This is a genomic window from Cardinium endosymbiont of Dermatophagoides farinae, from assembly GCF_007559345.1.
Taxonomy (GTDB): domain Bacteria; phylum Bacteroidota; class Bacteroidia; order Cytophagales; family Amoebophilaceae; genus Cardinium.
This window is the reverse complement of record NZ_VMBH01000001.1, coordinates 978,362-999,206: the sequence shown is the minus strand read 5'-3', so window position 1 is coordinate 999,206 and position 20,845 is coordinate 978,362. Positions and strand designations below refer to the sequence as shown.

Below are 20,845 nucleotides of genomic sequence, written 5' to 3'. Positions count from 1 at the left end.
TTTCCGTTCCGCCAATATGATTGATCAACTAGTAGATTGAACAGGTACGTAGCATTGAAATTACATAAATAAACATAAAAATGCAAGATTATGCTTTAGAAGTAACAGCTAGAGCGCTAATAGTAAAAAATAGGCAATTGTTACTTGTTAGCAATGATTATAAGCTTTGGTATACACCTGGTGGACACTTACATCCAAGTGAAACGCTTCCAGCCTGCATGGTAAGGGAAGTAAAGGAAGAAACTGACATTGACGTTCAACCAAACCAGATTGTCTATGTTGCAGAATTTTTTGATAAAAAGCATAATGTACATAAAGTAGAGGTCTATTTTGCTGCCGAAATATGTACAGATGAGCTTCCTAAACATTGGCTAGATCAAGATGGTCCGGTTAAAACTTATCAATTTTTTGATGTTGAAGCCTTGAAAGATATCCATGTTGCACCAGCTTTTTTAAAAACAGGGAAATGGCTAAATTCTGGTCTTGATATTTATCAAGGATCAGAGAAGCGATAAAGTGATATCGGAAATGTTCATTAAACTGTGTCAGATTCCTCTTCATCTCAATTCGGCCTTTAATCTACCGGGAAAGAAGATGTCGAGCTGAGGTATGATCAGGGCCCAGTTTCGCAGAGGCATAGTCCATTTATCCTCCATCTTTTTTATAGCACTATAACTTTTATAGTTACAAATTGAGATAGGGCAAGATTCGTTTACATTCTTCTATATATACATAAGCTAGCTCTTGGTTCTTCTTTAAGACCATGTGCTCAAATTCTGAAAAATGCATTAACTTTACTTCGCTGACTTCATTAGGATCGAACTGGATCTCCTCTGCTTTAAAAGTAGCCCAACCTAGATAAACATCATTAAATTGACGATCTATGTAGCTAGGAGCTAAAACATTGTCTTGCCTAATGGAAAACAAAAAATCCATTTTTACCTGATTAGGATCTATGCTCAACTCTTCTTTTAATTCTCTTTTTACTGCTTGTATACTTTCTTCCCCAGTATTAACATGACCCATTACAGATATACTCAGCATATTTGGGAAATGATCTACACTACTGGAGCGTCTTTGTATGAGTAGCTTATTGGAAGATTTGTCAAACAGATATAAATGAATGGCACGATGTATCTTGCCTAGTCTATGAATTTCTTTTCTAGGTAACACTTCGCCTGTTTTATTTCCCTGCTCATCTAATACATCTATAATATCTTCGCTGCTTTCAGGACTATTATTTTTTTTTGTACGTGACATATTTAATATAAGAGGCTATGACTATATTCTAAATTGTCTTTATAAGATAGATATTATAGATAACAACAAAAAATAATTTTATACAATCTTCTAGAAAGATCCGCTTTAGCCATGCATTAACTTAAAGATTAATTCTTTCATAATCTGATCATCACTTGTATTAGAATCAATTCCTTTTAATTGTAGGTCGGCTTGGTGGAGATAGGTTATATTTTTCATGGTTTGATGCAAGGTATAGTTCTGAACTGCATCAAGATATCCTTGTATAAAATAGGGGTGTATATCAATTTGTCCGGCCATCTTAGATGGGACCGTTTCTTTTGTTTGGTGCAATACAAGTAGCTTAGAGAAAAGATTGTATAAAATGGCTAAAATGGGTAGGGCAGCATGTTCCTTTGCATTGGATGCACAAACACGAATGATCTGGTAGCTCTTCGGGTAATCTTTTTGTATGATGGCCTTTTGTAATTCAAATATATTGAAAGGTTTGTGTAGGCCTATATAGGCTTCTACCATATTATCGGTAATGGTGCTACCTGGTGTAAGGTTAATACGTAATTTATGGAGTTCATTGGTGATTCTTGTCAGGTCGTTACCTATATAGGCTTCTAGTAAGCAAGCGGCTTTTTCTGTTATAGACAGTTCCAGATTTTTTACAAAAGATTTGATAAAACCAGACAATTGTTGATCATATAGTTTTTTAGCGGTAATCAGAACGTTTTGTTTGCTTAACGCTTTTCCAAAGCTACTTCGACCATCTATTGTTTTATATTTGTGTGCAAAAACGAGTATGGTAGTAGGTTGCGGGTGTTGCAAGTAATGCAATAACAATTGCTGCCCCGTAGTGTTTTTTAAGTCTGCCATCTCTTGCGCCTCTTTTACGATAACTACTTGTAGCGCAGTGGCCATTGGAAAGCGACGTGCTTGGGTAAGCAGCGTGGCCATGCTGCATTCTTTGCCATAGGCAATGGTTAGGTTAAAGGTTTTTTCAGCTGGCGTGAGTAGTTTTGTTTCGATATATTCGGTAATCGCATCAATATGATATACTTCCTCCCCTTGTACAAAATAAATAGGCGCATAGAGACCCTTTTGCAAGTCTTGTAGAACAGTTTGTGCGGATTGAATCATATCGAAAACTTACTGGGTTAAAAACGCGACGCTGGCTGCAATATACCATCTTTTAGCAGTAGCATGCTATCTGCAATAGCTGCCAACGATTGGTTATGGGTTACCAGGACGAAAGTTTGCTTTAATTGTTTAGAGAGAGCTAAAAAAAGCGCATGCAACACCTCTGCATTTTTTGAGTCTAGGTTGCCACTTGGCTCATCGGCAAAAACAATAGATGGACTGTTGATCAATGCCCTAGCTACAGCTGCACGTTGCCGTTCTCCTCCAGAAACAACCTCTGGTAGGTGGTTTTTTCGATGGCTAATACCCAGCAAAGATAAAAGGTCATCAGCCTTTTGTGCTACTTCTTTTTTAGCACAAGTACCAATATAGCCAGGGATACAAATGTTTTCAAAAAGTGTAAATTCGGGTAACAGGTTATGAAACTGAAAGACAAACCCTATTTTTTTATTTCTAAATGTGGCCAATGCATTACCTTCTAGTTTGGTAAGATCTGTTCCATCCAACGTTAAAGCACCACTATCTGGCTTATCTAAGGTAGATAAAAGATGCAATAAAGTAGTTTTGCCCGCACCGGAAGGCCCCATAATGGCCACCATTTCTCCAGGATGGATCGATAAGGTAATCTGTTTTAGGATCTCATCTCCATGATAAGATTTACAAATTGCTTTGGCTACAAGCATATATGTGCATAAAATTTTGTAGTTTTATGGTCTAAATATATAAAATTTTAGTTGCGCGCTCGTAGTTCAACCGGATAGAACGTCGGATTTCGGCTCCGAAGGTTGAGGGTTCGAGTCCTTCCGAGCGCACGCTCCTTGGAAAAAGCTGCGGTTAGCAAGTGACACCGCAATGCTGCTTCCAAGGGTACTTTCTTACCAAGCAAAAAGTAACATGCTAATTCCTTATCTCAACCGATCTTGATTAACCAGTTGTTCATCTTTTTTAATATGGCGCTGTGCCAGTAGATTGGCTATTAATGCAATAAAAGGCAATATAGTGGCTATTTTATAGCTACTATACCCATTGGGTAGATAAGTTGTATTGGCTTTGTTAATCAGTACCAAAATCAAAACCATCAATACAATTAATGTTAGGTTCATGTGAGCGATTAAACGAAGTTGCAACCTTCTATTGTCATGCCGCATAATGGCATATATTGCTGTTAAAACGAGGTAACAAATCAATAAAGAAGGTGCACCATAAGGGAATATAATATATTGCCCGGTAGAAGCAATAAGCCCATAGGGCCTAATGGTAAACAGACTATCCGAACCTATTTTTACCCAAACTGCCGCCCTAAGAAAGGCAACCATAGTTATACAAACTGTAGCTAAGTAAAGAGATTGAATTCTTTGAATCATGCGGAATACTGTAAAAAATATAAAAAAACAGAAAAACCTGAACAAGAAAAGATATAGCTTGAAATAGCAAGCCATACTAAAAACTGCATGGATATAGCCTATTTATTTACTAAGCTATCCTCCCTTATACCGTTAGAGGAACTATTTTTCTATCTAAATACCGGATAGAAGCGGTCTGGACGGGACTCGAACCCGCGACCCCCTACGTGACAGGCAGGCATTCTAACCAACTGAACTACCAGACCTTAAAATTTGCAAGAACTGCTACAGTTAAATACAAATTTAATGCATAAATTACTATTTATCAAAAATAATAATCGTTTTATTTCAAAAAATAATTGCAAGTTCAAATGCTCTCATGTAAATTCATAGCGTGATAATGAACTTGTTATTTATAGGAGGCGGTTTATTGGTCTAAATGATAAAGTCACCAATCGATAATAGATCGCTTCGTCTTATAATTTTTAAATTAATATATACTATGACTAAAGCAGAAGTAATTTTAGCCATTTCGCGTAAAACGGGGCTTGATAAAGAAGATGTCAAAAATACGTTAGATGAGTTGTTTCGTGTTATTCAAAATGCTGTAACAGATAATCATCGGGTTCATTTTAGTGGATTCGGTAGTTTTTCTAAAAAAAAACGAGCAAAAAAAATTGGGCGTAATATTAGTACCAATACTGCCATTGTTGTAGAGGAGCACTACATTCCATTTTTTAAACATTCTAAGTTTTTCGCAGCAAAAATTAAAGCTGCTGGTTCTGTATAATCTTTGATCAAATTGGGTATATAGCTTATCATTGGTATTATGATCTATAGGCTGTTGAATGGTTTGTTTTGCTAGTATATTAAAATAGCTTTTGATAGAAGATGGCTACAAACCAGATTAAGGAAGTAACGCTATCCATCTATTTAGATAGATGGCAGGGTTGGTCTACCAAATCTGAGGCTTGGTCTGCCAAATCTGCTAAAATTAAGAGCATAGGTATAAAATTTTTACTATACCAATTATTGTTTTAGACAATAGCGCCAGCTTAAGCTTTTCATTTAACCTATCTATCCATTGAGCCATGTGGCACTGCCATGCCAAAGCAAGAAAACCGCCTTTTGTAAAAGGTTGCGATCAGAAAACATGCCAAAAAAACAGCAGCTTTAAAGTCCGCTTAGCAGGCGACTTCTGTTTTTTTGGTGTGCTTCCCGCAACTTTTTGCAGCGCGCTTGACTTTTTGGCTACTGCTTGATCAAGCAAAAAGTAGCCGAAAAATCGCTTCTTGCTCTTGACATGAAGAGATGGGGCAGCGCTAGCAGCCTTATCTTTGCTTAGTTAAACTGATTCATAGCATGCATAATGCCCCCATTCAACCAAGCCATCAATATCTGAGTGGCCCTATCCAAGTGGTTGTTGAGCGCTTGTAACTCTTTTGTATTAAAATTTTCTAATACAAAATTTGAAAGTCCGCCTTTAGGAAAATCATTTCCAATACCCATTCGAAGACGCGGATAGCCATCTGAAGCCAAAGCATAAGCAATGCTTTTTAATCCATTGTGGCCTGCATCAGAGCCTTTAGCGCGTAAACGCATCGTCCCAAAGGGAAGCGCGATATCATCTACAATAGTTAAACTTTGTTCAATTGGTATTTTTAAATGATGCAACCAATATCTAAATGCCTTACCACTGTCATTCATATAGGTTGTAGGTTTGATCATATAGACTTGATGATGCTTGTAAGCAAAATAAGCCATAGCAGCCAATCGATCTGTTTGAAATGCAACTTTTTGTTGCGCTGCTAGATAATCGACTACTAGAAACCCTACATTATGCCTTGTATAAAGATAGGTTGCACCAATATTGCCCAATCCAACGAGTAATAACTTCATAGTCTATTTTGTAGGCTAAGAAAATATAGCCATTAGCCATATGGGTAATCCTAACAAAAAAGCGCTTATTTCTTGCCTTTCTTTTCCTCTTTACTAGCTGCACTACGCAATGCCCTTGGAATTTCAATAGAGGCTACTGGTGTATTAGGCAATGCTAAAATCGTATAGTTTTCCACTGGAATTTGGTGTACACGCACAATTTGCCCCAAATCAAGATCAGAAACGTCAATATTTACCATTGATGGCATATCCTTAGGATATGCGGCAATCGCTAGCTTTCTCTGTTTTTTAGAGAGCACCCCCCCTTTGGCCACACCTATGGCTTTGCCAACGAATGCGGTCGGAATCTGCATTTTAATTTTTTTATCATCAAAAATTTGTAAGAAATCCACGTGTAACATCATTTCACTTACAGGGTGGAATTGCATTTCCTGCAGAATACATCTGTAAATAGATCCTTCAATATTTAGATCTACAAAATGGGCATAAGGTGTGTAAACCAAATCACGTAAAAGTACCATAGGTACATAAAAATGTATTTGTTCCGTTCCCCCGTATAATACACCTGGAACTTGCGCAGCTATTCTTAGCTTTTTAGACTCAGCCTTACCGAGATTTGCTCTTTTATACCCTAAAATCTCTATTACTTTCATATCTGTTGTTTATAGTCAACTTAAAAATAAAATCTTTTTAATTTATTAAAATCCAGGATTTAGTATACCACCACCATGGTGTAACCATTACGAGGAGAACCAAAATTAACAAAAAATAATCGATATAAAAAGATATCTTGCTTACTCCAGATCTATGCTTTTTTTATATGCTTTAAATGCCCGTATCAGCTGTCGTATCCTTTTCTCTTGACTATCTTTCCCAATCCATCCTTTACCAATTGGTTGGGGCAGTAGATAATGCGCAGCCATCATAGCTAAGCCATTGGCCGCTATGGCAATAATTCCACTATCTATTTCTGTTGTAAGTGTACCCCATTTATTCCAGATTAAACAGACCAGTGTACCTATAGCCATTCCGATCAAAGCGGTACGCGTACTACCGCGAAAACCAAAAATAGCTAAGATAAAAGGAGGGGCTACTGTAATCGTAAAAAAGCCTATAGCATATTTTACAACAAACTCAGTTAAGTTACTTAAATTGGGATAGTAAATCGTTACGATCATAGCGAGTAGACCAGTAACCAGTGTAGTGCATTTAGCCAGGCGAATTTGGTCTATACAGGAGCCTACTTGTACGCCTCGAATACTTTCCACGATATCATTGCTAACCATAATAGCAGCAGTGTGTAAGCTGGAATCAGCTGTAGACATAGTCAGCCCCAATAAGCTAATGATGATGTATCCTTTATATACAGGTGGCATATCAACCAAAATGTATGGCCAAACTGCTGTTTTCAGTAGTGTTGGGTCTCCTACAAAAACAAGTAGGCCAATTAAGGCGACACACCCCGATATAATAGCGGTAAAAAGTGTGACACGCAAAAAAACCTTATAAGCTTGAATGGGACTAGCAGCCATATAGACCCGCTGTATAATTGTGGGCGCTAGAAAAAATGCAGCAAATACATAGACCTTAACAAGCTTAAATAGTTTTCCTTCAACTTGGAAGAGGCTACTGAGTTGAAGTTTTTCTTGCTTTTCTATAAGCAATAGAACCTCTAAAAATGATTTGCTTGTTTTTATAAATAAAAACTTAATAAGGAGGGCCGTAATAATCATAAAGGTTGCAAATTGCAACACATCTGTAATGGTAATGGCACGCACACCTCCAAGCACAGCATAGGCAATAAGGATTAAAGTTGCTAACATAGTCAAGATACGAGGGTCAATCGAATCTATACACATGCCCATAGCCCAGGACATTACATTGATTTGAATGGCAACTACACCAATGGAAAAACAGATGCCTAGTACAGCGGTAATAGCCCTTGGATATTTGCCATATACACTGCCTATCGTCTCTGCAGCAGAAAAGTGCTCCATAAATGGACCCATACGCAGCCCTAGTAGGCTGATGATCCAAACATGTATCACCTTTGCAAATAAATAGAGTATGTAACGCAGGCCAATAGCATATACATTCGGCGCTTCACGCATTAGGAGTCCTCCTTCAAAAACTGTAGCCAACACTGTAACGACCAAAGTAGTCGTGTGAAATCGCTTATTGCCTACAGCATATTCGCGAAATGTAGTTGCTTTTTGCGTACAATAGAGGCCTGCCACTAGGGTCAATCCCAAAAAGGTCAATACCATTAGAAGAGGGATGTTATACAGTACTATAGATAGATGAAGATTTGATGCCATGTATCTGCAATTGATAGTCGCATAAATAAAAGCATATTAAATAAAATATATTAATAGACTTTTGTAAGTTAATAGACTTTTGTAAAAAGTAATTAAAATTTAAATAAAATGATGGGGGATGCGATTCAGTTATTTGGCCTTATCGAAAAGGAGTAATAGACCTTCTGCAAAACCTATTTGTGATCAGCAGTTTTTAGGAGGAGCGCAGTCGAGCACCGCAGGCATACTAAATGTATTTGAGGAGCATAGACAAGTGCCAAAATTGCCATTTAGCAATAGGTTTTGCAGAAGGTCTAATGTATAAGGTCAACGTTTAGTCTATAGCCATGAAGCAATAGGTTATAAAAATAATTAATAGCAGCAAAAGTGCCCCCTGCCGGAATCGAACCAGCAACCTACTGATTACAAATCAGTTGCTCTACCAGTTGAGCTAAGGAGGCGGCTAAAGATTATGCTATAAAAACAACAAACGCATGTAGCAGCGTATACTATATATGTATTGATGCGCTTATCTAAAACCAAGGAAAGCAATTTTTACCTAAGCTCTTTAATACGTGCTGCTTTGCCTTGTTTGCCCCGTAGGTAATAAATCCTAGCCCTACGTACACGGCCTTTTCGTTTTACTTCTATTTTCTCGATATTAGGACAAAGCAAAGGAAAAATGCGCTCTACACCAACTTCTTTAGACACTTTACGTACCGTAAAGGTTTCTCCATTGGTGTTGGGGTTTTTACGCTGAATAACGGCTCCTTGAAATTGTTGAATACGGACTTTATTCCCTTCTTGTATTTTTACATGGACGTTGATGGTATCTCCAGCCTTAAAGGAGGGAAATGTGCGGACTGGCTGAGGATTACATACCGCCTCAACATATTTTATTAAGTGATGCATGACTGGTTAGAAAATTACAATAAAAGTTAATCCAAAGATAATACTTTTTTTTAAATTCCGTACCTTGCGGTGGTCTTCTTTCGAAACGCTATTGCTAGCTGGTAATTTGCACAGTGATCCAGTGGATCCGGTCCGGTGCTTAAACCCCTACGTAGGTTTAGTAGGGTTCTGGTTTTGCGCCCTGTGCCTTCTTACAAATTTCCTCAGCATAAGCGCATTTTGAGTCTAGTACCGTAAATGGTGGGATAGATGAAGCCTTTTTTATGTTCACCTAATCAATTTTAATGAAAAATATTCGAAATTTTTGCATCATTGCCCATATTGATCATGGAAAAAGCACGTTAGCAGATCGTTTACTAGAAGTAACTAAAACGGTTGCTATACGCGATCAAAAAAATCAAGTGCTGGATAATATGGATTTAGAGCGTGAACGTGGCATCACGATTAAAAGCCATGCGATCCAAATGGAATATGCATACGGTGGTAACCACTATCTACTCAACTTAATTGATACACCCGGACACGTAGACTTTACCTATGAGGTTTCTCGTTCCATTGCTGCATGTGAGGGGGCACTACTGGTGGTTGATGCTGCACAGGGGGTGGAGGCCCAAACCATTTCCAACTTATACCTAGCTTTGGAGCAAAATCTTACCATTATCCCTGTATTGAATAAGATTGATTTGCCAGGGGCAATGCCAGAGGAGGTAAAAGATCAAATCGTAGGGCTGATAGGGTGTGATCGAGATGAGATTATTGCTGCTAGTGCCAAACAAGGCATTGGGATTGATGCCATACTAGAGGCGGTAGTGACCCGTATACCTGCTCCTAAAGGAGATAAGCGGGGGCCACTCCAAGCCATGATTTTTGATTCATTATACAATACTTTTCGTGGCGTAGAGGTCTATTTTCGCATCTTTAATGGAACGATTAAACCAGGAGACCTGGTTCAATGTATCAGTACAGGTCTGGATTATAAAGTGGAAGAGATTGGCATTTTAAAATTGCAGCAAGTACCCCAACCCGCTTTAGAAGCAGGTCATGTAGGCTATATGATGGCTGGCATTAAAAATGCAAGTGAGGTAAAGGTAGGGGATACGGTTACGCACGTAGACAAAGCAGGCCATCCAGTAGGGGAAACGGTAAAAGGATTTGAAGAGGTAAAACCGATGGTTTTTGCTGGCATCTATCCAGTAGATACCACTGAGTATGAAGCATTAAGAGACTCTATGGAAAAGCTTAAGCTCAATGATGCTTCATTGATTTGGGAGCCAGAGAGTTCTGTTGCTTTAGGGTTTGGATTTCGATGTGGTTTCTTAGGTATGCTCCATATGGAGATTATACAGGAACGACTAGAAAAAGAATTTAATATCACCATTATCACTACCGTTCCGTCGGTACAGTTTCATGTAATAGACCAGAAAGGTCAGCGGATAGATGTACAGGCACCTGCAGATATGCCTGATCCTAGCACCATTGACCGCATCGAAGAACCACTTATTCAGGCACAAATTATTACAAAATCAGAATTTGTGGGTGGGATTATGAAGCTTTGTATGGATAGAAGGGGGATTTTTAAAAATCAGGTTTACCTAACCGCTGACCGTGTAGAGCTTACTTTTGAGCTACCGCTAGCAGAAGTGGTCTTTGACTTTTTTGATAAGCTCAAAACGATTTCACGTGGCTATGCTTCTTTGGATTATGAACTATCTAGGTTTGCTCATGCAGATCTAGTAAAATTAGATATTCTATTACACAACGAGAAGGTAGATGCCCTGTCGGCTATTGTACATAGGGCCAATGCTTATGAGCGGGGTAAAGTCTTATGTAAAAAGCTTAAAGAGATTATTCCTAGACATATGTTTGAAGTAAGTATTCAAGCAGCTATTGGCACAAAAATCATTGCTAGAGAAACCGTAAAATCATTGCGAAAAAATGTGATTGCCAAGTGTTATGGTGGTGATATTTCACGCAAAAGAAAACTTTTAGAAAAACAAAAAAAAGGCAAAAAACGGATGAGACAAGTAGGTTCAGTAGAGGTCCCACAAGAAGCTTTTATGGTAGTGTTAAAGTTGGATGATTAAATCAGTAGAAGTAGCATTTCAAAAGAAGTCTATCATATTTAGAGAGTTCTTTATAATAGCTACAATATCCTTTAATGGGGCAAATGGTACAGTTGGGGTTTCGTGCTTTGCAAATATATCTACCATGTAGTATCAGCCAATGATGGGCATATCTGAGCCATTTTTGATCTATTATCTCTAGTAGCTCACTTTCTACTTTTTCCGGTGTCATCCCCTTTGCTAACCCAATTCTTTTAGCTACTCTAAATACATGGGTATCAACAGCAATAGTTGGCTCGTTAAACAAGCAGTTTAATATCACATTGGCTGTTTTTCTTCCTACCCCTGGCAGTTCCAGCAGTGCTTTAAAACTATTGGGTATACGGCTATTATACTGGTTGATTAATAGTGTACATAAAGAGATAATATTTTTGGCTTTGTTATTAAACAATCCAATAGATCGTATATATTTTTTCAATCCTTCTTCCCCAAGGCGTACCATTTTCTCTGGTGTATCACACCATTCGAATAGAGGTTTTGTAGCTATATTTACAGCTATATCCGTAGCTTGGGCAGATAGTATTACCGCTACTAATAAAGTAAACTCGTTTTTATAGACTAGTTCAGTGGTAGGGTTTTGATTTTTATGGCTTAAAATCTCAAAAATTTTATCAACTATTCGTTTTTCCATAATATATTTATTAATAGGTAAAAGGATAATAGACCTTCTGGAAAACCTATTTCTAATGGCAATTTTGGTGTCGAAGCTTGTCTATGCTCCTCAAATACATTTAGTATTCTGGCGACTGCGCTTCTCCTAAAAACTGCTGATCACAAATAGGTTTTGCAGAAGGTCTAATATAAAGAGGGCAACCTTAGCAGTTTACAACAATAGCAGATCAATAATGAGCAATTTAGTACATCCTGAAGTACATAGTACAATATTACCAGCAAAAAAATTAGTAGTGTTATTGCACGGTGTTGGTTCTAATGGGCATGATTTAATCAAACTGGTTCCATATATTCAAGGCGGTTTGCCAGATTGTCATTTTATGGCGCCGCATGGCGTAGAGCCATATGATATGGCTGCTCATGGCAGACAATGGTTTAGCCTACAAGATCGAGCGCCCTATGTGATGAAAAGGTTACTAGAAAGTAATGTTGCATCGGTTACAGCCATCATTAAGCAAAAGCAAATAACATTAAATCTTGCTGGTAAAGATACCATTATTATTGGGTTTTCACAGGGCGCCATGATGGGTGTTTATTTAACGCTTATACAGGCGGAGCCTTTCTTATGTACCGTAGGGTTTTCTGGATTATTGGTAGCCCCTTCACAATGCATCAATACCACTACACCAATTTGTTTGGTACATGGTGTATTGGATACTATAGTAACAGTAGATGCTATAGATTATGCCATACAATATTTAGCTGATCATAAGGTGCCATATAGCGCGCATAAGTTGGAGGATCTTGCCCATTCGATAGACCATAGAGGCTTAGAAATTGCTATTGATTTTATAAAAAATAGTCGTGTAAATCAATAAGCTATATTTTGAAGTAAGCAGCAACACCTCTACTCCAATAATCAGGTATTAGAGATTATTAACACTATTCTTTTCCATTTATTTAACGCTTCGTGATAAGCTATATTTTTATGACAGAAAACTTGAAACACGATGAGTTAGCAAAAAAAATCCTTTTCGATCCAATAGCCGCTCAAGAGTTTATCAGCCATTACTTACCCGAATCTTGTAAATCATTATTGGATCTGACCACGCTTAAAGTTGAAAAGGAATCATTTGTAGAGGAAGACCTAAAGCAAAAATTCAGTGATTTGGTTTTCTCTATAAAAATGAAAAACAATGAGAAGGCATTCATTTACACATTAATAGAAGCAGAAATCAGCCCCAAGTATTGGACAGCTTTTAAGTTATGGAAGTATATGTTTCTCTTACTTGAGCGGCATAAAACAAAAAAGAAATCAAAATTACCACTAATAATTCCCATGGTCGTATACCATGGCAATAGACCTTTTAATGTTCCAAGAAATTTATGGGACTTGTTTAGCCACCCTAACCTTGCCAAAGAGCTTATGGGGGGAGATTATCAACTGGTGGACTTATATGCTATGTCGGATGATCAAATTAAGAAAAAGGCACACTTGGGGATGATGGAATATTTTATGAAGTATGTTCACGTGCGTAATACGCTTAAATTATGGAGGAATTTTTAGAAAACTTTAAGTCTTGTATACTGCTAGATAAGGAAAAAGGTTATATTTATATAAAGAATTTTTTATGGTACACTGACAGCAAGTTGCCAGAAGATAAGTATCCAGATTTAGAAAATATTATTAGAGGGCATCTACCAAAAGAAGATAAAGAAGATATTATGAGAACTATAGCACAAAAATATAGAGAAGAGGGTATCGAAATAGGTCAGGAAAAAGGCAAGCTAGAGGGTAAACTAGAAGGTAAGCTAGAGGGTAAAGAAGAAGGTAAGTTAGAGATAGTTAAAGCCATGCTTTTAAAGGGCTACCCTTTAGAGGATGTTACGCTTCTTACTGGTTTATCTCGTTCTCAGATCCATGGTCTTGTATAGAGCTTCGTAACTATAAACTTTAGTCTGCCTAGGTTTATTTTGCTCTGTACACGCAATGTGTGCGTGCGGTCATGTAGCGCTGCTACTCCAAAACGTACGACGACAAGGAAGGATGCACCTTTGATTTTTTGTTACTTTTTGATCAAGCAAAAAGTAAGATACACCCTTCTTTACTTTGTATTATTTTTTTTGCATAAAGATGCCAAGTATATTTTCGTAATGGGTTTGATCATTCCCAGTGAAAGCAAAGAACATAAAACAAATCCCACAAATGGAGGCGCTATACCCCATACAGGGGGAAGGACGATCCAACATGGTATCAAAGAACCAATGCCATAAGCAAAAGACTTGACCACTGCATCTCCTACTAAAATAACGTGGGCCAGTTTCTCTTTTTTAGTTAAGGCTTGTCCTATAATGGAAGTAGCAGTTCTAAGCAGATAAAGCCCCATGCCATGCAGCAATGCGGTTAGCTGAAGGTGGAATGGTTCTTTTACATAAAAAGCCATAACTGAGGCTAATACGATAAAGATAGGGCTGATGTTAAAAAAACAAATAATCCATTTAGGTTTTCTGTTTAAGATCCATGAACCACATATACCACTTACAATAAAGCCCAGGTGCATCATGCTGATGCTATAGCTGTGTAATTGTGCGTTGACTTGGCTATTGCCATTGGCCATTCTTGCTACCAAGATGGGCAAGCTAACCGTATAGGCTATGGTGGCTATATAGCTCACGAGACGAAAACTAGTGATACGTAATAATCCAGGATTTTGAACAATTTCTTTAAAACCTGTTAACATACCAGATGGTTGTAATGCCATCTCTTTTGCACCAAGATGTCGGAATAGTAGCCAGGGTATGATACGCAGCATGTAGATAAGGCTACAAAGTAATAAAAGCATTTTTAAGCCTATAGTTGTGAGTAGGTTTTTTGCTATTATAGGTGTTAAAACATTAAAAAACTGCAAAAAAATTTGAAAAATGGAAAAAAAAACAGGCTTATCACGTGGCCCTATTTGCCTATTCATAAAGGCAAGACCATTTGAGTGTTCAATACTCATAATGCAGGCAAGCGCCCATAATGTAATGGTACAAACGCGTAGATGCACTCCATTATATACCGATAAGGCTAGTAAAGTAGTTGTTGCGCATAAGAGTGCGCCTATACCTATGGTATAAGAAGCAAAACGTTTAAAGAAAAAGCCTCCAATTAATCCAGCAAATCCAATCCCTAATAGGCTAGCTGGTTCCAGATAAGCTGCAGAAATACCACTGCTATCTTTTTCAAACAAAGTGATTGAAAAGCTAATCATTAGAATGGTAGGCACCATTGTGCCCAGTCCATTTAAGACCATGTAAATAGGAATAATTTGTTTCGTTTTCATAGACATACCTTATTTTATTGGGTTATGATGCCTAACTAGGTCCCTTTCGAAGCTCGATTGCTAAATGGCAATTTTGATGTTGAAGCTGTGCTGTGCCCATCAAAATAGATTTAGAGACTTTCTGCAAAACCTATTGCTAAATGGCAATTTTGGTGTCGAAGTTTGTCTATGCTCCTCAAATACATTTAGTATTCTGGCGACTACGCTTCTCCTAAAAACTGCTGATCACAAATAGGTTTTGCAGAAGGTCTTAGTATTCTGGCGATTGTGCTTCCCATAAAAATTGCGCATCACAAATAGCTTTCGAAAGAGGCCCATTGTAGGCCAACGTTATCGATTTTGGTGCGTCGCTACGGCTTAGGAGTAGAAAGCTTGCGACCAAAATCTTCTAAAAGAGGGGCTGCAATGCAGATAGAAGAATAAGTGCCAAATAAGACACCTAGCAGTAATGCAAAAGAAAAGCTCCGTAATGCTTCTCCTCCAAAGAAAAAGAGTACAGCAACAGCCAGTAATGTTGAAAAAGAAGTAATAACTGTTCTACTTAGTGTTTCCCTAATCGCATCATTAACCATGGCTATGGGTACATCTGCAGCCTTATTGGCTAACTTTTCCCTTATACGGTCAAAGATAACCACTGTGTCGTTTATGGAATAGCCAATAACGGTAAGGATAGCAGCTAAGAATACTTCGTTTATTTCATAGCTTACGCCTAAAGCACGGGCTATACAAAATCCAGCTATCACTGCTAAAGTATCATGTATAAGCGCTAATACCGCTGCTAAACCAAATCCCCATCTTCTAAAGCGCAATGCAATGTAAATAAAGATCCCCAATATAGCAAGCGCCATTGCTTTTTTTGCACTTTTTTGGACATCTTGCGCCACAGTAGCACCTACTTTGGTACTGCTTGTAATATGAAAATAACCATCGGTTGAAGCGGTATTATTTTCTTCTAATTGTGTTAAGTCTTTTAAGGCTGTAACCAGTTTATTGCGTACTTTTTTATCTGAGTCGGTAATATGCTCATTGCTTAGATAGCTGGTAGTGATTTGCATCACATGATTGGCACCATAGGTGCGCACCTCTACGCCTTGTTTGAATGTAGTAGATAGTCCTTCCTTGAGTGCGGAAGGATCCATAGGCTTTGAAAAATCGACTGTATAGGAACGACCACCAGCGAAATCCACTCCTAAGGCAAGCCCTTTATAGTGATAAAAGCAGCAAGCGCCGATTGCTATAAAGGATAAAGAGCATGCATAAAAGCGGTAGCGATTTTTAATAAAGTTAATCTGTACATTTTTAAAAAGCATAGGAATAGCTGGATATGAAAAAGTCAAGTTTGGGGTACGGTAGCTATCTATAAAGAAGGAGAAAATCAATCTTGTAATAAATATAGCAGCAAATACAGAAGTGATGATACCAATCATTAAGACAAGCGCAAAGCCCCGTACTGGTCCTTGGCCCAGGTAATAGAGTATGGCTCCAGCCAGAAAGGTCGTAATATTTGCATCGATAATAGAGCTATATGATTTGGAATAGCCACGAGAGATGGCCTCTTTAATGTGCACTTTTTGTATAAGCTCTTCCCGTATTCGTTCAAATATCAATACATTGGCATCGATGGACATACCAAGCGTCAGCACAAGGCCAGCAATGCCGGGTAGGGTTAACGTAGCATCGAGTTCTACCAAAATGCCCACAATAAAGAGTAAATTAAATAAGAGTGCTATATTGGCTATAAGGCCTCCTTTTGCATAATACACAAGCATAAAAAGCAGTACTAAACCCAAACCTATTGCTGTGGCCATAAGCCCTTGGTGTTGGGCTGCTTTACCCAGACTTGGCCCCATAATGGCTTCTTCAACCATTCTAAGTGGTGCTGGTAAAGAACCTGCTCCTAATACACTGGCTAGGTCTTTGGCTTCTTCTATAGTAAAATCGCCAGATATCTGTGAGTTGCCATTTGGAATTTCTTGATGGACTACTGGTGCTGAGTAGATCCGATCGTCTAAAGCTATGGCTATACGTTTCCCAATATGATCTGCCGTGATGCGTTTCCATATCTGTGCCCCTTTCTGATTCATTTGCAGGTTTACAGCTTGTTTTCCATTTTCAGTAAAGGTTTGGGCAGCATGTGTAATCATATTGCCCTCTAAAAGAGGTTTGTGGTCCCTAGGCTGTTTGATGGCATAAAGCATAACTGCTTTGGTGCCATCTTCTAAGGTTTGTGCTTTTTTGTCCCACATCCAAGTAATCTCTTTGGGCAATAAAGCTTTAACCGGTTTACTGCTTAGTATGGCCTCTATTTGGTTCATCTCTTCAGGGGCATAGGCTAATGTATAAGGGAAGGAATATTTGCAAAGCCTTTTGAGGATAGATGCTTGAGGCATGCGTTCCGTTTTTTCTGCTTCTGTAAGCCCCGGGGTTGCGTCTATGGTTTCTTTTTCTTTTTTCAGTAAGAAGGTATTCACAGCTTCTAGTGCTGGGCCATATGTACTAGCTTCTGCTACTGTCCAGAAGCGGAGCTGTGCAACACCCTGCAATAATTTTTTAACCCGTTCTGGATGGGTAACACCTGGTAGCTCTATTTGAATCCTTTCACTTCCAGGTAGCTTTTGCACACTGGTTTGTGTGGCCCCAAAACGATCTAGCCTAGCGCTTATAATCGTAAGCGAGCGATCTAATCCACTTGCGATTTCTTGGTCAATTGCTTTTATAACAGCATCCTCACTAGCAAAATTATTATAAGACCTTACCCCAGCAGCCGTAAAAATAGCGCTTAAATCGCCATTTGGGGCAAGCCTTTTATAGGCTGCTACAAAAAGCTTTCCAAAAGAGGTAGGGTTGCCCTTTTCTCGTTCCCGTTGTGCCGATTCGAGTGCTTCTAAAAAATCAGGATCTGTATTATAAGCAGCCAACCCTTTTACAAGCTCTACAGGAACAAGCTCCATGGTTACATGCATACCACCTTGCAAATCTAAACTTAGTTTTAGTGAACGCTCCTTTACCTCTTCGTAGGTGTAAACAGCGCCCAGTAGATTATAGACAGGCTTTTTCCATATAGCCATTAGATAAGCTTGACTTTTATCAAAATCTATTCTCCCCTGTTCATCCATTGCTTGTTGTTCCGCTTGGCGTTGCACCCGGTAGTCTACAAAGGTAAACGAAAGGTAATAGAGTGAGAGTAAAGTTATAACAATAGTCAGAAAAAGTACTATTTTTTTAGATTTCATTGGCTTTAAATAGGTTGATCTAGATTACAGTAAATATATTTTCTTTAATCTAGTAAACCAAATCATCATAGCAATGTGCAGATGGCTGTATGTTAAAAATCATAAGACCTTCTTCAAAACCTATTTGTGATCAGCAGTTTTTAGGAGAAGCGCAGTCGAGCACCGCAGCATACTAAATGTATTTGAGGAGCATAGACAAGCTTCGACACCAAAATTGCCATTAGAAATAGGTTTTGCAGAAGGTCTATATATAACAGTTTTACTGGTATAATGTGTGCGCTACTATATAATCGATTATAGATTTGGATCTACTTATTTGGTAATTTACTTCAGATTCTCTTAAATTTACTTTTCGTTAAGCCTTCCTCTTGACTCTACTTGCGGCTAGAAATATGTGGGGGCTATATTTTAGTCTGGGGACTATTCTTTTTTGTTCATGATAGGAAACCTTTGGCTGCGCTCGTGGTTTTAGGGTTTTTACAAATCTACTTTCTCATCTAGGCTTGTTAAGCATGGTTGTACCATATGGAACCAAAAAACTACGATTATGAAACTAAAAGGGGAAAATAAATTTGCTAAGTGGATGCGTTTACTCAAACAGCAGCAGGAGAAGCGGTTGGCCTATTGCTTGGAGCGTGCATCGCCCATAGAGGTGGCTGGGTTTTTAGAAAAGCAGTCTTTTGAGGTGGTTATAGCAATATTTAATGCCTTATCTATTGCACGGCAAGGAGAGATATTTTCCTTATTGAACGATAATGCATTACAGATGCAAATTTACCATAGCATTCCTAAAAGTAGTTTTGCCAAGCTTTTTTCTTGTATGCCTTCTGATTTGCGTGTTGATTTTTACCAACGATTGAGCAGTAAGGAGCATGCCCATTTGCTACCCTATTTGAGTAGAAAAGTTCGAGAAGATGTGATTATGCTCAATGCCTATTTGCCAGATACAGCAGGGGGTATTATGAATACAGATTTTGCCACGGTCTTAAATTCAATGACTGTAGAGGAAGCAATCGCTAAAATCCGTGAGGATGCACCTTCTAAAAAGATGCTTTATTACATCTATGTGGTGGATGAAAAGATGAAGTTGGTTGGCTTTATTTCTTTAAAGGATTTGGTGATGCGTTCTCCAGAAGAGAAGATAGAGACTATACTCAATGTGAATTTTATCTATGCTACAGTTGATGAAGACCAAGAAGTTGTTGCCAAAAAAATTGAACAATATGATTTGGTAGCTATTCCTATTCTCAATCAGGAAGAACAAATCGTAGGTATTGTAAGCTATGATGATGCCATAGATATTATCAGGGCGGAACAAGTTGAGGATATGGATAAATTTATGGGTATTACTTCAGAAGAAGATGCGCCAGATTATCTAAAGGTATCCAGTTTACAACATCTTAAAAAAAGAATCAAATGGATTGTAATCGTATTTATGGCCAGTATTGTTGGCCACTCTTTTACCCATGCTAAGAGTGCTTTTTTTACCCCATTTAATCTGATTTTCTATTTAAGTATGATTACCGATACTGGAGGGAATGTAGGAAGTCAAGTTGCCTCAGTAGTATTACAAGCATTGAACCGTGGCCAAGTCACGTTGTCTGACTGGGCTAGGATTATTTTAAAAGAATTAAGGATTGCTATTATGCTTGCTTCTGTTTTATTTTTTCTTGCTTATATTAAAGTATTCTTAACCTCCAGTTTAGATGCAGAGATCAATAGGCACTATCACGTGATGTTTGTGGTGGCATTGAGTATTGTTTTACAAGTTATTTTTTCTGCCTTTATAGGTGCGGCTTTTCCATTGGCTGCTAAATACTTTAATGGAGACCCTGCAGTAGCGGCCAATCCTGCAATCAACACAACGGTAGAGCTGTTGGGCGTGATCATTTATTATGTTGTCATCTGTTGGCTTATTAATCCAGTTGGTAGCTGTTAGGCTGCTTTAATGGGTTAATAATAGGCGCGCTCATGGTGGTTGGATTTTTTAAGCGTATAATACATGTATTCGTTATATCTACTTTTTTGCATGGCTTACGCACTACATAAAATGACCTTAAGACTATTTGATTTAATCAAACGCTGGACTTGTCTATGTGTATTCGGTATTTCTTTTGCTTCATGTATAAGAGGAGAAAACACGGATTTATTGGATTTACCCAATGAGTTGCTGAAACAGCTGGACGATATATCTTTATGTATTACAGCAAGGAAAACAGTACCAGTAATCGATAATAATGGCAACACGATATTTCGGGAAGAACCTTGTAGAGAAAATTTTCCAAAAGCACGTAAATTATTCAGAGATGTACAAGAAAGTTTAGGACAATGGTTAGTTAAGACACGATATCCAATCCCAGCAACCGTTTTAACGCAAGTGCGTGGAAAATTAATCGAATTACAAAAAGATATAGACGATCTACCCGATGGCCGCGATAAAAACCAGTTCAGGAAAGCATGGGGTCAGTTGAATCAAACAGTAGATGCTTTAATTCCTAAAAAGGATGTGTTACAAAACGCTACTGTGGATCCTAACGCTACTACGGATCCTATTCCAGCTGGCCAATAGACCGCTTTCGAAAGTTATTTGTGATGAGCAATTTTTAGGAGAAGCGCAGTCGCGCACCGCAGAATACTTAGATGTATTTGAGGAGTATAGACAAGCTTCGACACCAAAATTGCCATTAGAAATAGGTTTTGCATGGATTTAAT

The 20,845-nt window shown here is 38.2% G+C and carries 21 protein-coding genes and 3 tRNA genes; 11 read left to right on the top strand and 13 right to left on the bottom strand.

Going from position 1 to position 20,845, the window contains the following annotated elements:
- Positions 1–80 precede the first annotated feature (80 nt).
- On the top strand, positions 81–515 hold the full coding sequence (locus FPG78_RS04730; protein ID WP_144086842.1) for an NUDIX domain-containing protein: 435 nt from the start codon (positions 81–83) through the stop codon (positions 513–515).
- Between the two features lie 169 nt (positions 516–684).
- Here the strand turns inward: FPG78_RS04730 and FPG78_RS04725 are convergent, their stop codons facing one another.
- The 3 genes from FPG78_RS04725 to FPG78_RS04715 all read right to left on the bottom strand — a co-directional run bounded on the left by FPG78_RS04725 (position 685) and on the right by FPG78_RS04715 (position 3,071).
- On the bottom strand, positions 685–1,260 hold the full coding sequence (locus FPG78_RS04725) for an NUDIX hydrolase (RefSeq protein WP_144086841.1): 576 nt from the start codon (positions 1,258–1,260) through the stop codon (positions 685–687).
- 105 nt (positions 1,261–1,365) lie between these two features.
- A complete protein-coding gene (gene holA, locus FPG78_RS04720; RefSeq protein WP_144086840.1) occupies positions 1,366–2,388 on the bottom strand; it encodes a DNA polymerase III subunit delta in 1,023 nt (340 codons plus the stop codon).
- 17 nt (positions 2,389–2,405) lie between these two features.
- On the bottom strand, positions 2,406–3,071 hold the full coding sequence (locus tag FPG78_RS04715; RefSeq protein ID WP_144086839.1) for an ABC transporter ATP-binding protein: 666 nt from the start codon (positions 3,069–3,071) through the stop codon (positions 2,406–2,408).
- Between the two features lie 55 nt (positions 3,072–3,126).
- Here FPG78_RS04715 and FPG78_RS04710 point away from each other — a divergent pair.
- Positions 3,127–3,200 (top strand) — tRNA-Arg (locus FPG78_RS04710).
- A 93-nt stretch (positions 3,201–3,293) separates the two neighbouring features.
- Here the strand turns inward: FPG78_RS04710 and FPG78_RS04705 are convergent.
- Positions 3,294–3,752, bottom strand: coding sequence for a DUF4293 domain-containing protein (locus FPG78_RS04705; protein WP_186292467.1), 459 nt, complete (start codon positions 3,750–3,752; stop codon positions 3,294–3,296).
- A gap of 171 nt (positions 3,753–3,923) precedes the next feature.
- Positions 3,924–3,997: transfer RNA gene (locus tag FPG78_RS04700), tRNA-Asp, on the bottom strand.
- 236 nt (positions 3,998–4,233) lie between these two features.
- Here FPG78_RS04700 and FPG78_RS04695 point away from each other — a divergent pair.
- Entirely contained in the window at positions 4,234–4,521 is a 288-nt protein-coding gene (locus FPG78_RS04695) for an HU family DNA-binding protein (RefSeq protein WP_144086837.1), read from the top strand.
- Between the two features lie 551 nt (positions 4,522–5,072).
- Here FPG78_RS04695 and pth read toward each other — a convergent pair.
- The 3 genes from pth to FPG78_RS04680 all read right to left on the bottom strand — a co-directional run bounded on the left by pth (position 5,073) and on the right by FPG78_RS04680 (position 7,948).
- Complete coding sequence (gene pth, locus FPG78_RS04690) at positions 5,073–5,630, bottom strand: aminoacyl-tRNA hydrolase (protein ID WP_144086836.1); 558 nt, start codon at positions 5,628–5,630, stop codon at positions 5,073–5,075.
- Positions 5,631–5,695: 65 nt separating this feature from the next.
- Positions 5,696–6,283, bottom strand: coding sequence for a 50S ribosomal protein L25/general stress protein Ctc (locus tag FPG78_RS04685; protein ID WP_144086835.1), 588 nt, complete (start codon positions 6,281–6,283; stop codon positions 5,696–5,698).
- Positions 6,284–6,424: 141 nt separating this feature from the next.
- Positions 6,425–7,948 (bottom strand): sodium:solute symporter family protein, encoded by a 1,524-nt coding sequence (locus FPG78_RS04680; protein WP_144086834.1) that lies wholly within the window; start codon positions 7,946–7,948, stop codon positions 6,425–6,427.
- A 118-nt stretch (positions 7,949–8,066) separates the two neighbouring features.
- Between FPG78_RS04680 and FPG78_RS04675 the strand changes: the two genes are divergently transcribed.
- Positions 8,067–8,252 carry a hypothetical protein gene (locus tag FPG78_RS04675; protein WP_144086833.1) on the top strand — a complete coding sequence of 62 codons (186 nt, stop codon included), beginning with the start codon at positions 8,067–8,069 and terminating at the stop codon, positions 8,250–8,252.
- Between the two features lie 63 nt (positions 8,253–8,315).
- Here the strand turns inward: FPG78_RS04675 and FPG78_RS04670 are convergent.
- Positions 8,316–8,388, bottom strand: a tRNA-Thr gene (locus tag FPG78_RS04670).
- Positions 8,389–8,482: 94 nt separating this feature from the next.
- The gene (rplS, locus tag FPG78_RS04665; RefSeq protein ID WP_144086832.1) at positions 8,483–8,839 is read right to left on the bottom strand and encodes a 50S ribosomal protein L19; all 357 of its coding nucleotides are present in this window, start codon (positions 8,837–8,839) and stop codon (positions 8,483–8,485) included.
- 284 nt (positions 8,840–9,123) lie between these two features.
- On the opposite strand from rplS, the gene lepA reads away from it, so the two are divergent.
- On the top strand, positions 9,124–10,923 hold the full coding sequence (lepA, locus tag FPG78_RS04660) for a translation elongation factor 4 (protein WP_144086831.1): 1,800 nt from the start codon (positions 9,124–9,126) through the stop codon (positions 10,921–10,923).
- 1 nt (position 10,924) lies between these two features.
- Here the strand turns inward: lepA and nth are convergent, their stop codons facing one another.
- Complete coding sequence (nth, locus tag FPG78_RS04655) at positions 10,925–11,593, bottom strand: endonuclease III (protein ID WP_144086830.1); 669 nt, start codon at positions 11,591–11,593, stop codon at positions 10,925–10,927.
- 214 nt (positions 11,594–11,807) lie between these two features.
- Here nth and FPG78_RS04650 point away from each other — a divergent pair, with 214 nt between their 5' ends.
- The 3 genes from FPG78_RS04650 (at position 11,808) to FPG78_RS07780 (ending at position 13,509) form a co-directional block, all read left to right on the top strand.
- Positions 11,808–12,452 carry an alpha/beta hydrolase gene (locus FPG78_RS04650; protein WP_223262014.1) on the top strand — a complete coding sequence of 215 codons (645 nt, stop codon included), beginning with the start codon at positions 11,808–11,810 and terminating at the stop codon, positions 12,450–12,452.
- A gap of 110 nt (positions 12,453–12,562) precedes the next feature.
- Positions 12,563–13,141 (top strand): Rpn family recombination-promoting nuclease/putative transposase, encoded by a 579-nt coding sequence (locus FPG78_RS07785; RefSeq protein WP_223262013.1) that lies wholly within the window; start codon positions 12,563–12,565, stop codon positions 13,139–13,141.
- A complete protein-coding gene (locus FPG78_RS07780) occupies positions 13,126–13,509 on the top strand; it encodes an RpnC/YadD family protein (RefSeq protein ID WP_223262012.1) in 384 nt (127 codons plus the stop codon). The genes FPG78_RS07785 and FPG78_RS07780 overlap by 16 nt, the downstream gene beginning before the upstream one ends.
- Positions 13,510–13,679: 170 nt before the next feature.
- Here FPG78_RS07780 and FPG78_RS04640 read toward each other — a convergent pair whose 3' ends face one another.
- On the bottom strand, positions 13,680–14,900 hold the full coding sequence (locus FPG78_RS04640) for an MFS transporter (RefSeq protein WP_144086828.1): 1,221 nt from the start codon (positions 14,898–14,900) through the stop codon (positions 13,680–13,682).
- A 350-nt stretch (positions 14,901–15,250) separates the two neighbouring features.
- Positions 15,251–18,133 (bottom strand): protein translocase subunit SecDF, encoded by a 2,883-nt coding sequence (gene secDF, locus FPG78_RS04635; protein WP_144086827.1) that lies wholly within the window; start codon positions 18,131–18,133, stop codon positions 15,251–15,253.
- A 547-nt stretch (positions 18,134–18,680) separates the two neighbouring features.
- On the opposite strand from secDF, the gene mgtE reads away from it, so the two are divergent.
- The 3 genes from mgtE (at position 18,681) to FPG78_RS04620 (ending at position 20,844) form a co-directional block, all read left to right on the top strand.
- Positions 18,681–20,072, top strand: a complete 1,392-nt coding sequence (mgtE, locus tag FPG78_RS04630) for a magnesium transporter (protein WP_144086826.1) — start codon at positions 18,681–18,683, stop codon at positions 20,070–20,072.
- A gap of 111 nt (positions 20,073–20,183) precedes the next feature.
- The gene (locus tag FPG78_RS04625) at positions 20,184–20,702 is read left to right on the top strand and encodes a hypothetical protein (RefSeq protein ID WP_144086825.1); all 519 of its coding nucleotides are present in this window, start codon (positions 20,184–20,186) and stop codon (positions 20,700–20,702) included.
- Positions 20,638–20,844: a hypothetical protein gene (locus tag FPG78_RS04620; protein WP_144086824.1), complete on the top strand. Its 207-nt coding sequence runs from the start codon at positions 20,638–20,640 to the stop codon at positions 20,842–20,844. Before FPG78_RS04625 ends, FPG78_RS04620 begins: the two co-directional genes overlap by 65 nt.
- The last annotated feature ends 1 nt before the right edge of the window (position 20,845 follow it).

Coding starts and splice junctions, on each gene's coding strand:
- FPG78_RS04730 (WP_144086842.1), top strand. CDS start 81: ATGCAAGATTATGCTTTAGAAGTAACAGCTAGAGCGCTAATAGTAAAA.
- FPG78_RS04725 (WP_144086841.1), bottom strand. CDS start 1,260: ATGTCACGTACAAAAAAAAATAATAGTCCTGAAAGCAGCGAAGATATT.
- holA (WP_144086840.1), bottom strand. CDS start 2,388: ATGATTCAATCCGCACAAACTGTTCTACAAGACTTGCAAAAGGGTCTC.
- FPG78_RS04715 (WP_144086839.1), bottom strand. CDS start 3,071: ATGCTTGTAGCCAAAGCAATTTGTAAATCTTATCATGGAGATGAGATC.
- FPG78_RS04705 (WP_186292467.1), bottom strand. CDS start 3,752: ATGATTCAAAGAATTCAATCTCTTTACTTAGCTACAGTTTGTATAACT.
- FPG78_RS04695 (WP_144086837.1), top strand. CDS start 4,234: ATGACTAAAGCAGAAGTAATTTTAGCCATTTCGCGTAAAACGGGGCTT.
- pth (WP_144086836.1), bottom strand. CDS start 5,630: ATGAAGTTATTACTCGTTGGATTGGGCAATATTGGTGCAACCTATCTT.
- FPG78_RS04685 (WP_144086835.1), bottom strand. CDS start 6,283: ATGAAAGTAATAGAGATTTTAGGGTATAAAAGAGCAAATCTCGGTAAG.
- FPG78_RS04680 (WP_144086834.1), bottom strand. CDS start 7,948: ATGGCATCAAATCTTCATCTATCTATAGTACTGTATAACATCCCTCTT.
- FPG78_RS04675 (WP_144086833.1), top strand. CDS start 8,067: ATGCGATTCAGTTATTTGGCCTTATCGAAAAGGAGTAATAGACCTTCT.
- rplS (WP_144086832.1), bottom strand. CDS start 8,839: ATGCATCACTTAATAAAATATGTTGAGGCGGTATGTAATCCTCAGCCA.
- lepA (WP_144086831.1), top strand. CDS start 9,124: ATGAAAAATATTCGAAATTTTTGCATCATTGCCCATATTGATCATGGA.
- nth (WP_144086830.1), bottom strand. CDS start 11,593: ATGGAAAAACGAATAGTTGATAAAATTTTTGAGATTTTAAGCCATAAA.
- FPG78_RS04650 (WP_223262014.1), top strand. CDS start 11,808: ATGAGCAATTTAGTACATCCTGAAGTACATAGTACAATATTACCAGCA.
- FPG78_RS07785 (WP_223262013.1), top strand. CDS start 12,563: ATGACAGAAAACTTGAAACACGATGAGTTAGCAAAAAAAATCCTTTTC.
- FPG78_RS07780 (WP_223262012.1), top strand. CDS start 13,126: ATGGAGGAATTTTTAGAAAACTTTAAGTCTTGTATACTGCTAGATAAG.
- FPG78_RS04640 (WP_144086828.1), bottom strand. CDS start 14,900: ATGAAAACGAAACAAATTATTCCTATTTACATGGTCTTAAATGGACTG.
- secDF (WP_144086827.1), bottom strand. CDS start 18,133: ATGAAATCTAAAAAAATAGTACTTTTTCTGACTATTGTTATAACTTTA.
- mgtE (WP_144086826.1), top strand. CDS start 18,681: ATGAAACTAAAAGGGGAAAATAAATTTGCTAAGTGGATGCGTTTACTC.
- FPG78_RS04625 (WP_144086825.1), top strand. CDS start 20,184: ATGACCTTAAGACTATTTGATTTAATCAAACGCTGGACTTGTCTATGT.
- FPG78_RS04620 (WP_144086824.1), top strand. CDS start 20,638: ATGTGTTACAAAACGCTACTGTGGATCCTAACGCTACTACGGATCCTA.